General features: G+C 45.8%; 14 protein-coding genes and 1 pseudogene. 1 reads left to right on the plus strand and 14 read right to left on the minus strand.

Annotated elements, in window-relative coordinates:
* Positions 1 to 7 precede the first annotated feature (7 nt).
* From QP794_RS31620 to rplS, 5 genes are all read right to left on the minus strand, one after another.
* Positions 8 to 1,225 (minus strand): hypothetical protein, encoded by a 1,218-nt coding sequence (locus QP794_RS31620; protein WP_285080675.1) that lies wholly within the window; start codon positions 1,223 to 1,225, stop codon positions 8 to 10.
* 31 nt (positions 1,226 to 1,256) lie between these two features.
* Positions 1,257 to 1,961, minus strand: coding sequence for a ribonuclease HII (locus QP794_RS31625; protein WP_285080677.1), 705 nt, complete (start codon positions 1,959 to 1,961; stop codon positions 1,257 to 1,259).
* A 400-nt stretch (positions 1,962 to 2,361) separates the two neighbouring features.
* Entirely contained in the window at positions 2,362 to 3,225 is an 864-nt protein-coding gene (ylqF, locus tag QP794_RS31630; RefSeq protein WP_079346996.1) for a ribosome biogenesis GTPase YlqF, read from the minus strand.
* Between the two features lie 167 nt (positions 3,226 to 3,392).
* Positions 3,393 to 4,013, minus strand: coding sequence for a signal peptidase I (gene lepB / locus QP794_RS31635; RefSeq protein ID WP_024630191.1), 621 nt, complete (start codon positions 4,011 to 4,013; stop codon positions 3,393 to 3,395).
* 256 nt (positions 4,014 to 4,269) lie between these two features.
* A complete protein-coding gene (rplS, locus tag QP794_RS31640) occupies positions 4,270 to 4,611 on the minus strand; it encodes a 50S ribosomal protein L19 (RefSeq protein ID WP_024630190.1) in 342 nt (113 codons plus the stop codon).
* A 335-nt stretch (positions 4,612 to 4,946) separates the two neighbouring features.
* Here rplS and QP794_RS31645 point away from each other — a divergent pair, with 335 nt between their 5' ends.
* Positions 4,947 to 5,912: a polysaccharide deacetylase family protein gene (locus QP794_RS31645; protein WP_285080678.1), complete on the plus strand. Its 966-nt coding sequence runs from the start codon at positions 4,947 to 4,949 to the stop codon at positions 5,910 to 5,912.
* A gap of 1 nt (position 5,913) precedes the next feature.
* Here QP794_RS31645 and QP794_RS31650 read toward each other — a convergent pair.
* The 9 genes and pseudogenes from QP794_RS31650 to ftsY form a co-directional block, all read right to left on the minus strand.
* Positions 5,914 to 7,170 (minus strand): annotated as a pseudogene (locus QP794_RS31650) (hypothetical protein).
* Between the two features lie 214 nt (positions 7,171 to 7,384).
* Entirely contained in the window at positions 7,385 to 8,152 is a 768-nt protein-coding gene (trmD, locus tag QP794_RS31655) for a tRNA (guanosine(37)-N1)-methyltransferase TrmD (protein ID WP_285080679.1), read from the minus strand.
* Position 8,153: 1 nt separating this feature from the next.
* Complete coding sequence (rimM, locus tag QP794_RS31660) at positions 8,154 to 8,666, minus strand: ribosome maturation factor RimM (protein WP_024630186.1); 513 nt, start codon at positions 8,664 to 8,666, stop codon at positions 8,154 to 8,156.
* Positions 8,667 to 8,905: 239 nt separating this feature from the next.
* Positions 8,906 to 9,136 carry a KH domain-containing protein gene (locus QP794_RS31665; protein WP_024630185.1) on the minus strand — a complete coding sequence of 77 codons (231 nt, stop codon included), beginning with the start codon at positions 9,134 to 9,136 and terminating at the stop codon, positions 8,906 to 8,908.
* A 23-nt stretch (positions 9,137 to 9,159) separates the two neighbouring features.
* Complete coding sequence (gene rpsP / locus QP794_RS31670) at positions 9,160 to 9,432, minus strand: 30S ribosomal protein S16 (protein ID WP_024630184.1); 273 nt, start codon at positions 9,430 to 9,432, stop codon at positions 9,160 to 9,162.
* 54 nt (positions 9,433 to 9,486) lie between these two features.
* Positions 9,487 to 10,863 carry a signal recognition particle protein gene (gene ffh, locus QP794_RS31675; RefSeq protein ID WP_024630183.1) on the minus strand — a complete coding sequence of 459 codons (1,377 nt, stop codon included), beginning with the start codon at positions 10,861 to 10,863 and terminating at the stop codon, positions 9,487 to 9,489.
* Positions 10,864 to 10,928: 65 nt separating this feature from the next.
* Positions 10,929 to 11,279 carry a putative DNA-binding protein gene (locus QP794_RS31680; protein ID WP_285080680.1) on the minus strand — a complete coding sequence of 117 codons (351 nt, stop codon included), beginning with the start codon at positions 11,277 to 11,279 and terminating at the stop codon, positions 10,929 to 10,931.
* Between the two features lie 259 nt (positions 11,280 to 11,538).
* Entirely contained in the window at positions 11,539 to 12,186 is a 648-nt protein-coding gene (trhA, locus tag QP794_RS31685) for a PAQR family membrane homeostasis protein TrhA (protein WP_285080681.1), read from the minus strand.
* Positions 12,187 to 12,319: 133 nt separating this feature from the next.
* Positions 12,320 to 13,333, minus strand: a complete 1,014-nt coding sequence (gene ftsY, locus QP794_RS31690) for a signal recognition particle-docking protein FtsY (protein WP_094936423.1) — start codon at positions 13,331 to 13,333, stop codon at positions 12,320 to 12,322.
* Positions 13,334 to 13,379: the final 46 nt, after the last annotated feature.

Here is a 13,379-nt window from a genome sequence, read left to right on the forward strand (position 1 = left end):
AGTAGGGTCAAGATTCGCTGCGCAGCGCGTCCAGCAGCGCCAGCAGCTTGGGCGCCAGCTGCGCTGCCGATGGAGCTGCTGGCGCCGCCTGCCCTGCTGCGGCAGAAAGCCCCGCAGCAGCAGGCGTTTTACCGCGGCCGTCCACTCGACCGGCCGCGTTCCCCTCAGGCTGGACCGTAATCACACGGCCAGCCGCAGTATCCACAGCCGCCCCCGGTGTGCCCGGGCGGCTCCCCGCAACGCCCGCATCAGCTGCACGCGGGCTCTCACCAGGTATTCCGGTTCCCGCCGGAATACCTGTACCCACCTTGCCAGCAGTTTCAATATTGCTGGCCCCTGATTTCATTCCAGTAGCTTCCGCATTTACCGTACTTGCACCTGTCTGCCCATTACCTTTCACCGCATTACCAGTAGCTTCCTCTGATCCATCAGCCACTGGAGCAGCACCTGCAGATGCCCCGGGCACGAGTTGCCCTGTCAAGCCAGACGTTCCTCCTGTCACTCGCGTACCGCCTGACGGAGCTAACGTTTCTCCCGTCTGCTCTCCGCTTAACGGTACAGCCAATCCTCCCATAACGGATGTTCTCATCGTGGCCGCCTGTTCTCCACTACCTGCCGGTTTGCCCGCTGTTTGGGTTAGCATGGATTCCAGCTGCTCAGCCAAACCCTTTAACAACTGATGTAGTGGCGGACCAAATACAGCCTGATGCAAGCCCTTTACCGTTTCCGCTGTAATCGGTAGACCACGCTGAAATGCAATACCTGTAGCCTGCACCCATTCTTCGACAGGCACCTGTGCAGGTTTAGCTGTCATCATATTTTGAACCATAGCTACATTATCCTTGGTTAAAGGTAACCCGCTTCTCTGCATGGATAACAATAGTTCACGATTACCTTTGGTATCCGGCAAACCTACCTCCTGAAGCAAATTGTTCAAAGAAGCCTGTGGAAGTTCTGCCAATGTGCCCGTGAGTGGCTTCATGACCGTTACGCCATTCTCACCTGGAGGCTGGACCTGAAGCAGTGTTGTTTCACCTGGTCGAAGCGGGGTTTCCAGTTTTGCTCGTACCTGTACACCCTGAATTTGAAGAACCGCGTCTGCTCCATCATCGGATACACTAACTACGGACCCTCGTACAACCTGACCTTCCTTTAACTCCAGCGGCTTGGCATTTCCCGGTTTACTATCCCCCAGCAAACCACGAATCACGGAACCTATATTCAAACCCTTCACCCTCCCTCCGTGTGTGGTCTAATTAAAATAAAGTGTGCTGCTCTCCGAGCAAATTGCCGAGAAAACTGCGACGGTGCATGGGTGTAGCACCCAGAGCCATAATCTGTTCACGATGAAATTTCGTTGCATATCCCTTATGTATTGATAAGCCATATTCCGGATATAACGTATCCCAGTCCTCTTTGCAGAGCCTATCCCGGGTAACCTTCGCAATAATGGATGCTGCCGCAATGGATTGACTGTTTGCATCGCCTTTAATAATGGACAACTGCGGTATATGCACATCTACCTTTTCAGCATCTACCAGCAGATAGTCCGGCACACCCTCCAGCGCTTCTACTGCACGTTTCATGGCAAGCCTTGCAGCCTGTTTAATATTCAGTTGATCAATCGTTTCCGCATCCGCATATCCGATCCCTACTGACAACGCCTTTTCCATAATGATGTCATATAATGCATCTCGCTTTTTCTCCGTTAATTTCTTGGAATCATTAACCCCTTCCAGAATCAGATCCCGAGGCAAAATAACGGCTGCGGCTACGACATCTCCAAATAAACAACCACGTCCCACCTCATCAATTCCGGCAATCCGTTCAAATCCGCTTTCCCAATATTCACGCTCATAGATTAGCAGATCTTTGGGCTCGACCCATTCCTTTTTTTTCTTTTTCGGTTCAACCAGGGCATCCAGTTGCGTCAATTCATTTAACTCATTTATTTCATTCATTACGATGTCATCTCCTCTACCCACTCTTGCTTCAACGCATCACTTTTATATCATTTATTATATAGACGTAGATTCCCGATTTTTGTTCTATCAAATCCAATTAAACAAGACATAAATTTCCGTGAAGCCTATAGATAATACGATGATGAGTTAATATTTTATCGGTATCTGATGGCTTAAATTGAAGATATTCAGCATTGAGCAGGCTAAATCTTTATCACTCATCATAGCATGATTTACAATCCTCAGATATACGTACAAAACAATACCATAAAGTGCAATTTACTAGAATCACCTTCCAGCTCAAGCAAAGCTCCTTTATTTTGAATTCCAGTACGACAAAAAGCGACCGCTCCCGGTAATCCGGTAACGGCCGCTTCTTTCGGCAGTTGTTTCGTATTTAATAAGGAGCTTCCATAGAGAAACGTCCCATTTTGCCCGCACGCAGTTCACGCAGAAATGCTCGCGATGCCTTTTCCAAATCGATACGCCCACCACTCACCACACAACCACGTATACGGCCAACCTGTTCCATGATCGCAACGACACTGTCTGAATCATCCGCATCCTTAGAGAACTCCTGAAGTCCATATCGTTCTTCAAGAGAATCCCAGTAATAACGCATCAGGTAACTAATGCCAAAAAAGGCGATGTCTTCTGCATTCAGAATCTCTTCCTTGATTGCACCCGTTACCGCAAGACGATAACCGACGTTTTGATCTTCGAATTTTGGCCAAAGAATACCCGGGGTATCCAGCAGTTCCATTTCTTTACCCACTTTGATCCACTGTTGTCCCTTTGTCACACCAGGACGATCTCCCGTTGCCGCAATGTTCCGTCCAGCCAGTCGGTTAATTAGAGTGGATTTACCCACGTTTGGAATACCAACAATCAGTCCACGAACCGCTCGAGGGTTAATCCCTTTAGCTATTTGACGGTCAATTTTTTCTTTAAGGAGAAGCTTCGCTTGTGTTGGGATGTCTTTCACGTTGGTACCTGTTGAAGCATCTACAGGAAAAGCCGTGATTCCCTCTTTTTTGAAATATTCAATCCATTCTTGCGTCACTTTTGGATCCGCCAAGTCGGATTTATTCAACAAAATCATCCGGGGTTTGCCCTGTAAAATCTCGTCAATCATCGGGTTGCGGCTGGAGACAGGCAGACGGGCATCCAGCAGTTCGATGACCACGTCAATCAGCTTTAACTTATCCTGAATCTGGCGTCTGGCTCGGGTCATATGACCTGGAAACCATTGAATCGTCACCTTGTCTTCACCTCATTATTTGTTGATATACAAGCTTTAACTATAATATCCACACCGCATCATTTCGCTAACAAAATAATCTTCCGGTCATTATTATCCCCAGATTATCTCTGCTATCTACGTTTTAGTGTATATTTTATATTTTGCTTGTATATCCTGCATTCATATTAATGGTTAATCCACTTGATATCGCCGATCGGCCAGAAAATCACATCTGCACGACCTACAATATCCGTCAGTGACACATAACCGATCATCCGGCTATCCGTACTGTTCGGGCGGTTATCCCCCATTACAAAAACATGACCTTCAGGTACTTTCCCATCCGGGAATTGCTCATTAGGGAAGTCCTTCACGTTGTAGGTTCCACCGTTCGCTTCAGCAGCATCGATTGCTCCCTGAATGTAAGTCTCATCGACTTTTTTACCATTGACGAGAACCGTATCGTCCTGAACCTCAACGGTATCACCAGCAACAGCAATGACACGTTTAATGAAATCACGGCCTTCAGATGGAACGTGGAATACGATAACTTCTCCGCGCTGTGGTTCCCTGATATCATATAAGATTTCATTGACAATCACACGTTCACCTGTATGAAAATTCGGCTGCATGGAAGGCCCGTCCACAACAAACGGTTTGAACAGCAACCACCGAATTAAAATGACAAGTACTAGTGCAATCACGATGGCTTTGAGCCATTCGAAAATTTCATTTTTGGCTTTTTTGGATCGACTGCCTTTCTCTTCGGCAGCATTGCCCTGGTCCTGTTGAACTTCCTGTTCCATTAATGATCTTCCTCTCTTCACAGTACATGTTATAGCAGTTTTTACACATCATCAGTTATGTAATCTTACACGCAAGCATTACCAGTACATTTAATCCACAATTCAAATGTTCTTCAATAACTGATTTCACAAGCCTCCCGGACTATTCGCGCATGTGCCGCCATACCATTTTACTCGGAAGTGCACCTCCGGTTCAACTTTTCCCGGACAAAAACGAAAAGGGCTTGTCTCCAAGCCCTCCCCGGTATCCGTTATATTAACGAATTTCTTTAATTCTCGCTGCTTTACCGCGTAGTTCACGAAGATAATAAAGCTTCGCACGACGCACTTTACCACGGCGAGCCACTTCGATTCTATCGATTTTAGGGGAATGAAGCGGGAAAGCTCTTTCCACACCTACACCGTAAGAAATTTTACGAACTGTAAAAGTCTCACTGATTCCACCACCACGGCGTTTAATCACAACACCTTCGAACAATTGGATACGCTCACGAGTTCCCTCGATTACCTTAACGTGCACTTTCAAAGTGTCACCAGGACGAAAACTCGGAATATCCTTACGAAGTTGTTCTTGTGTAATCGCTTGAACGATATTCATCTATGACTCCCTCCTTCCGTACAGGCGTTCATACTTCTTCCAGAGAACACCTTGTCTCCTTCATTATCCATAGAGGACCGCCGTATTCCACATAACAGACTTATTGTATCACGCACCATAACAAAACACAAGGAAAAATAAACAAATTAGAAGTTCCACCGCGATGGATCGTCATGATTAGTATTCTGGAATAAGTCAAGCATTAGACGGAAAAAATACTGTAACTTTCTGTCAAGAAAGATCGTCTATGATATAGCTTGTTGGATTACGTGCTAATGCATCTAAAATGTAATTCCATGAAGAAATGAAATGGTAAAAGGAGAACCTGTTGACTTATGAAACTCTTCAAAAAAATCACTCTTGCTGCACTCGCTCTACTCACTTGTTCCATTACAATGTATGCGTATGCGGTAACTCATCCTACCAATGCAATGTCCCACAAAGCATGCACGTCCTGGGATATGGTAAAACGTAAGGCATTTCTAATGTCTCACTCCGATTATTCCAGCAAACCTGTACTTGATCAGGCTACCTTTCACATCGCACAAGGTTCGGCTACTGAAGTACCTGTACTGATGTATCATTACATACAGCCCAAAATCAACAACCATGAAAAAAACAACCAATCGATCATTAATCTGGAAGACTTCGAAGAAAACATGAAATATCTGCATGAAGAAGGTTACAACACAATTACACTGGAGCAGCTTGAGCAATACGTGAATGGACAGATCTCCCTGCCCCAAAAGTCTATTGTCATCACCTTTGATGATGGCTATCAGAACAATTATACTTTAGCGTACCCTGTGCTCAAAAAATATAATTTCCATGCTTCCCTGTTTGTCATCGGCAGCAAAATTCAGGATCAGCCTTCGGCTTTTGATCCAGACAAAAAAACGTTTATCTCCAAACAGGAGATGCAGGCCGCTAAGGACGTTTTTGAGTTCAATAGCCATACCTATAATCTGCATCACAAGGGGTATATGCGTTGCGGTGACAATGTACCCGTCGGACTCGACACAAGTCTGATGAATGATGACGTCAAACTAATGAAGGAAACCGGTATAGACACGCCGTATATGGCCTATCCTTTCGGCTATACCAGCACGCAGATGATCTATCAACTGCAGAAAAATGGGTATCGCATGGCCTTTTCCGTACGTTCAGGTTTTGTTCGACCCGGGGATAATCCCATGAAGCTCCCACGATTAACGGTTACGACAGGAACCGATTTGGCTGCATTGCTCCACCCTGAATCAAAACCACAGGAAATCCTTCCTGTCGTAGAGATCAGTCATTAGGCTAGATTGAAACTTCCCCGCCCGGATAAAGAGTCGAGCTATACAGTCTTTTCGGCTGAAGCTGGGCTCTTTTTATGTCCAAAGCGGTTGGAGTAGTTATATCCATCACTGAGCTGGAATAGATTTCTGCCTCATGTGCATCATAGATGATGATCTGTTCCCTGCCGCTCTGACACAAGTCAGCATGTACGGCATAGCCCTCTTTTTCAAATACTGCAATCGATTGCATGTCACCATTGACCAATGATGGCAGGACGCCCCCACCTCGACGGTAAGCCAAGATGTAGTCAAGCCCGCTGTCATCCCAGTTCTGTACAGGCTCGATAATCGTTAACCATCCACGAGTTTTCCGATGTTCTTTCCATAGTTCTTTCCCTTCGCTATCCAGCATAAACATTCCATCCTTGCCATTTTCGTCGCCCCGAATAATCCGATCCAGGCCTGCAATCTGTAAACCTAGCCTTCCCGAACAAAATTTCCCCAATGCGATATGCTGTGATTCAATCGAATCCTCATAACGCCATATCTCATGACCATACCGATCCATCATCACCGTGACACTTCCACCGATAACAATTTCAACCTCTCCATCCCCGTCCACATCGCCAAACCATATGCAGTCTGCGTGATCATCAAGATTCTGACAGGACCATAATAATGTTCCATCATGATCCAGCATGTCATACCCGGCCATCACTTCATCCTTTCCATCCCCATCGATATCGTATACCCACGGAAAATGACCTATGTTTCCTTCATGCTTCCACAACAAATTGAAATCATGGTCTAATGCCCATAACGTTTTATAACGATCCTTCAGCAGGATATCCATTCTGTGTTGGTCTCCAGTGAGGTTGGCAAGAATAATACAGTCATGCGCTTGTTCTCCAGGCAGATCATGATGTTTCTTTATCTCTCCCGTTCTTCCGTCCAGAATAAGAAATTGCTTGTTCATTACACACAGCACTTCATTATTTCCGTCCCCATCCCAATCTGCAATCTAAGCAGGATAGTCTGACCCTGGCCCCCCTGCATCCGGATCCGGTGTTCCGACCTGCCAAATTAATGTTCCATCCAGATCATATGCCGACAAACAGCATACCTGATGCGGAACGTAACGATCGTCTATGCCTCCATCTGCCTGCACCAACAGCATCTCAAGCCTGCCATCTCCATTCAGATCCCCCAGAAGCATCTTGCAGCGTTCTCCTGCTTTGCTAATATTCACTCTACCAATTTCATAAGGCTGATGATCCATATCTTCTTCCTCCTCAGCATACCGTCTACATACGCTTCTAGCTGAGATCACCATAAAGAAATTCTTCAGTTTATACAACCCTATTTCGGAACATGCAAAATAGTTCAATGTGGCAAAAGTGTTCTATACAAAAAAAGACCAACCTTTATATCACATGGTTGGTCTTTCAATCATTTGAATGAGATTATATTACGTACTCAAATGAGATATCAAATTACTCTGCACTCTTTTCACGTTCGGAACGTAGCTTGTTTAGCCAAACTCGTTCTTTGTCCGTCAATTCCGCCGTTTCCAACAGATCCGGTCTGCGTTCCAACGTACGAAGCAAGGACTGCTCCCTGCGCCACGCCTCAATATTTAGATGATGTCCGGATAACAGCATATCCGGAACCTTCATGCCTCTGAATTCGGGAGGACGTGTGTAGTGTGGGTATTCGAGCAATCCGGTACTGAATGAATCCGTTACAGCACTTGTCTCATTACCCAGCACACCCGGAATAAGGCGCACAATACTGTCAATCGCCACCATCGCAGGCAGCTCGCCACCCGTCAACACATAGTCACCAATCGACAATTCGTCCGTCACGAGAAATTCACGGATACGCTCATCATAGCCCTCATAATGTCCGCAAATAAAAATCAGATGATCTTCCTGTACAAGTTCCTCTGCTTTTGTCTGTGTGAACGTCTCACCTTGCGGACACATTAGAATAATACGTGGCGGTTTCATCGTTTCCGCAGCTTCGCCCCGTTGCTCCAATACATCCTCAACAGCAGCAAAGATTGGATCTGGCTTTAATACCATCCCCCCACCTCCACCGTAAGGTGCATCGTCGACTGTGTTATGTTTGTTGGTGGCATAATTCCGAAAGTTTGTTGCACCCAGGGATACAAGCCCCTTGGTTTGGGCTTTGCCGAGAATGCTCGTCCCAAACACACCTTCAAACATTTCCGGGAATAGGGTTAATACATCCACTTTCATGTTACAGCAGCCCTTCCATCAGGTGAATCTTGACCTGCTGCTGATCAACGTCCACATCAAGAACAACATCATCAATAACCGGAAGCAGAATTTCTTTGCCTGCTGGTGTCTTGACAACCCATACATCATTCGCACCCGGAGTCAAAATCTCAGTGATCGTTCCAAGTGTTTCGCCTTCATCTGTAATTACCGAACACCCAACAATTTGGTGGAAGTAGTATTCGTTCTCTTCCAGCTCAGCCAAGTTTTCTTTCAACACTTTGGCCATACCACCCTTGAACTTTTCGACTTCATTGATATTTCCGTATTCTTTCAGACGAAGAATGTACATATTTTTATGCAAACGCGCAGATTCCACATTGACTAATACGGGATGATTATCCGGTGTAAAAAGAAACAGTTCCGCATCTTTAGCGAACCGTACCTCCGGAAAATCGGTTAAAGGCATGATTCTCAACTCACCGCGAATGCCGTGCGTATTGACGATCTTCCCTACATTCATAAATTCTGCCATAAGTTCCTCCTGCAATTCATTCATATTGGTACTCATATGTGATGATCTCCCTGCGACCGTTCCGGTTACGGCTCGTTCAAAGATCGCTGTTATCCTAACGCTTCTTCAGAATCGATCCCGTACCCTTCACTACTTCCGCAGATAATCATACTTGACGAGCTATTTGAATCCTATTATTTAAGTTTCAGCATGCACGAAAAGGGGCTAGGACATGCATCCTAACCCCCTTTCGTATATCTTTAAGATATGATATCGACGGTTACCCGTTTATCCATCTTAACTGCTGCTGATGTGACGACCGTACGAAGAGACTTTGCGATTCGTCCCTGTTTACCAATCACTTTCCCAACATCGTCAGGATGAACGGTTAACTCATATACGACAAGCCGATCTTTCTCAACCGTCCGAACCGCCACATCTTCCGGATGATCGACCAAAGCCTTAGCAATTATGCTTACTAATTCTTCCATAGATGACCCTCCGAATCAGCACCTTATTTAGTCAATTTAGACTCGTGGAACTTCTTCATCACGCCCGCTTTGCTCAGCAAGTTGCGGACAGTGTCGGATGCTTGCGCACCGTTTTGAAGCCATTGCAATGCTTTATCTTCATCGATCTTAACAACAGCCGGTTGTTCAACCGGGTTGTAGTAACCGATCTCCTCGATAAAACGACCGTCACGTGGGGAACGGGAATCCGATACCACTACGCGGTAGAAAGGAGCTTTGTGAGCACCCATACGTTTCAGACGAATACGAACTGCCATTTGAAAATTCACCTCCTTCAATGAAATCTGTATATCGTTCAGCTGCAATTGAAATCAACGGAAAGGAAACTTCATTCCTTTACCCAGACCCTTAAGCTGCTTCATCGCTTTATTTTTGCCGCCTTTAGGTCCCATCATATCCGAGAACTGTTTCATCATGCGGCGCATCTCATCAAACTGCTTGATCAGACGGTTTACTTCGGCCAGGGATGTTCCACTACCTGTAGCAATCCGCTTCCGGCGGCTATGATTGATCATATCCGGGTTACGTTTCTCTTCGGTCGTCATGGAGTACACGATCGCTTCGATCCGGCCCATCTGTTTATCATCAACCTTCAGGTCCTTGGCTTGTTTCATCTTGCCCATGCCAGGAATCATATCCATAATCTGATCGATTGGTCCCAGCTTTTTCACTTGATCCATTTGCTCCAGGAAATCTTCGAACGTGAATTCTGCATTACGCATCTTCCGTTCCATTTCCTTGGCTTTTTCGGTATCAATGTTGGACTGTGCCTTCTCAATCAGAGAGAGCATGTCGCCCATACCAAGAATACGAGAAGCCATGCGCTCTGGATGGAAAGGCTCAAGTGCGTCCAGTTTCTCTCCAAGGGAGGCAAACTTGATCGGACAACCAGTGACGGCTTTAACAGAGAGCGCGGCACCACCACGAGTATCTCCATCAAGCTTAGTCAGAACCACACCTGTCAGATCAAGCTGCTGGTTAAAGTGTTCTGCCACATTAACTGCATCCTGACCTGTCATGCTGTCCACGACAAGCAATACTTCATCCGGATTCACTACGCTGTGAATCTGACGAAGTTCTTCCATCAATTCTTCATCGACATGCAGACGTCCAGCTGTATCGATGATGACATAGTCATTACCGTTATCCTTGGCATGCTGCAGACCCTGACGTGCGATCTCTACAGGGCTTGTCTGATCTCCCAGTGTAAATACCGGCGCTTTGATCTGCTCGCCGAGCACTTGCAACTGCTTGATCGCTGCTGGACGATAAATATCTCCTGCAACAAGTAACGGTCTGCTGTTTTGCTTTTGCAGCATCTTGGCCAGTTTACCGGATGTCGTCGTTTTACCCGCACCCTGCAAACCAACCATCATCAGTACCGTAGGCGGTTTGTTGGCTTTGGCCAGCTTCGACTGGCTTCCACCCATCAAATCCGTCAGTTCCTTGTTTACAATGTCGATAATGACCATTCCGGGCGTGAAGCTCTCCATCACTTCTTTGCCAACAGCCTTCTCTTTCACCTTGGCGATGAATTCCTTGACCACTTTGAAGTTTACATCCGCTTCGAGCAATGCCAGACGTACCTCGCGCATAGCTTCGGCAACATCTTCATCAGACACCTTGCCTTTGCCGCGCAGCTTGCTGAACACATTCTGCAATCGGGTCGTTAATCCTTCAAATGCCATGATCCCACCTCCTTAAGCTGTAATACTGTTTTCAGGACTGATACGTTTCGTTCAACTCTTACGAACTATTCTCTGAGCTGATGAACAATATCGTTTATTTGTTGGTTGTTATCAATGGAAACGCCTGCGCGCTCCAATGCATTTTGCAAATCTTCAAGATTACGGTTGCGCTGTTCGTGCTTCTCCAGCAAGCCAAGCTTGCTTTCGTAATTTTCCAGCATTTGTTCGGCACGCTTGATATGCTCGTATACCGCCTGGCGGCTGATCTCAAACTCGGCTGCAATCTCGCCCAGCGAAAAATCATCATGAAAGTAATACTTTAGAAAAGTCTGCTGTTTCTCGGTAAGTAAGCTTTCATAGAAAGCAAACAGCAAGTTAATCCGGTTTGTCTTCTCAAGCCGGTTTTCTTGACTCATAACGGGGCACTCCCTTCGTCAAGGAAAAACACTTTACACTCTTGCAACGTTCCTAATAATACCTAAAACAAATCAGGTTGTCAAGCAAAAATACTTGTCACAATAAAAACGTGCATCTGGAGCTCATATTTCGTGCCTACACGGTTGATCTCAGCCATTCATCTACTGTAAATTACAGCCTGCTTTGTCCTTTATATAGAACAAAAAACGAATGCGTCTCCTCAAGTGGAGCCGATTCGTTTCACATGGCGCCCCCCCCTTAGCGAAGAGGAGTCAGGTATATTAATACCATAAAGAAATGAAGAATACTGCCTGCCAGCACAAACAGATGCCAGATCGCATGGTGATACGGAAAACCACGCCACACATAAAAAAGTGTACCTAGCGTATACATCAGTCCTCCAGCAACCAACAGCACGATTCCGCCTGCAGGAATGGCAGCCACAAGCGGTTGCCAAGCAATAATGATGAGCCAGCCCATCGCAATATAGAAAATCGTGGACATGAATAGAAACTTTTTCGTGAAAAACGCCTTAAAGATCACGCCTAATAATGCAATTGCCCAGATCACACCGAACAAGCTCCAGCCAAGCGTGCCGCGAACAGCAATAAACAAAAGCGGAGTGTATGATCCCGCAATAAACAAATAAATTGAAGAATGGTCAAAAATTTCAAACAAATCTTTTACTTTGCCATCTTTCCATGCATGCACGAGTGTTGAGCTTGTATAAAGCAGCAGCATCGTGATCCCGTAGATCGTGAAACTGACCACATGCCAGGCTGTGCCTTTCATACTGGAAAATACAATCAATAGCACCAGTGCAGCTACACTGAGCGCAGCGCCGATACCATGTGTCACCGCATTGGCGACTTCTTCACGGCGGGAATAGGTATAGGTATTGGCCATTTCAACCGTCCTTTCTAATCCTGAGAAATTGCCTATTTTATTTTATTATACACGTATTGCCACTGATATTACACGTGACACTTATCACGTATATCAGTGGCAATACGGTCAAAAACATTGATTTATTTAACGACTACGAATTGGATTCCTCTTCTTCTGTGCTTTGCTCTGGCTGTTCCTGGATCAATCCCGAGAACAACGCATGCACGAATTGCTCTGAATCAAATGGCTGCAGATCATCGATCTTCTCACCGAGTCCGACCAGCTTCACTGGCAAGTCCAGCTCCTGACGAATCGCAACAACAATACCACCTTTGGCCGTACCATCCAGCTTCGTCAGCACTAATCCGGTTACCCCGCTCTTCTCTCCAAAGAGTTTGGCCTGATTCAGTGCATTCTGACCTGTAGTTGCATCCAGCACCATTAATACTTCATGAGGTGCTTCCGGAATTTCACGTTGAATAACACGATAGATTTTGTTGAGTTCATCCATCAGATTCGATTTGTTTTGCAGACGGCCCGCTGTATCACAGAGCAACACATCAGCACCCCGTTGTTTTGCAGCCTGTACCGCATCATACATTACAGCGGCAGGGTCAGAACCCGATTGTTGCTTGATAACTTCCACACCAGCACGTTGCCCCCATACTTCGAGTTGCTCAATCGCTCCGGCGCGGAATGTATCGCCTGCTGCCATGATGACCTTTTTACCCTGCTGTTTGAAGCGATGGGCCAGCTTGCCAATCGTTGTTGTTTTACCAACACCATTAACACCAACAAACAAAATGACCGTAATCCCATCCGGATTCATTTTCAGTTCATTATTCTGCTCACCACGAAGTAAGCCCGTCAGTTTTTCGGACAATACAGGCTGTAATTCAGCTGCATCTTCAATTTTGCGTTTTTTGACTTCGTCACGCAGATCTTCGATCAATTTCATGACCGTATTAACACCTACGTCGGCCCCAATCAGAATTTCTTCCAACTCTTCATAGAATTCTTCGTCGATTTTTTTGCGACGGATGACGAGGTCCGATACTTTCTCCACAAGGCCTTTACGTGTCTTTTCCAATCCGTCCTTGAACTGTTTGGTGACTGACTCCGTTTTGCTTGCAATGCTGTCTCTCAGCTTTTTAAAAAAACTCATAAAGCCCCTCCATCGTGTACATTTCTTGGTTTAAATGATATTAGAT

It is taken from the genome of Paenibacillus sp. UMB7766-LJ446 (assembly GCF_030226665.1).
In the GTDB taxonomy this organism is placed as follows: domain Bacteria; phylum Bacillota; class Bacilli; order Paenibacillales; family Paenibacillaceae; genus Paenibacillus; species Paenibacillus vandeheii.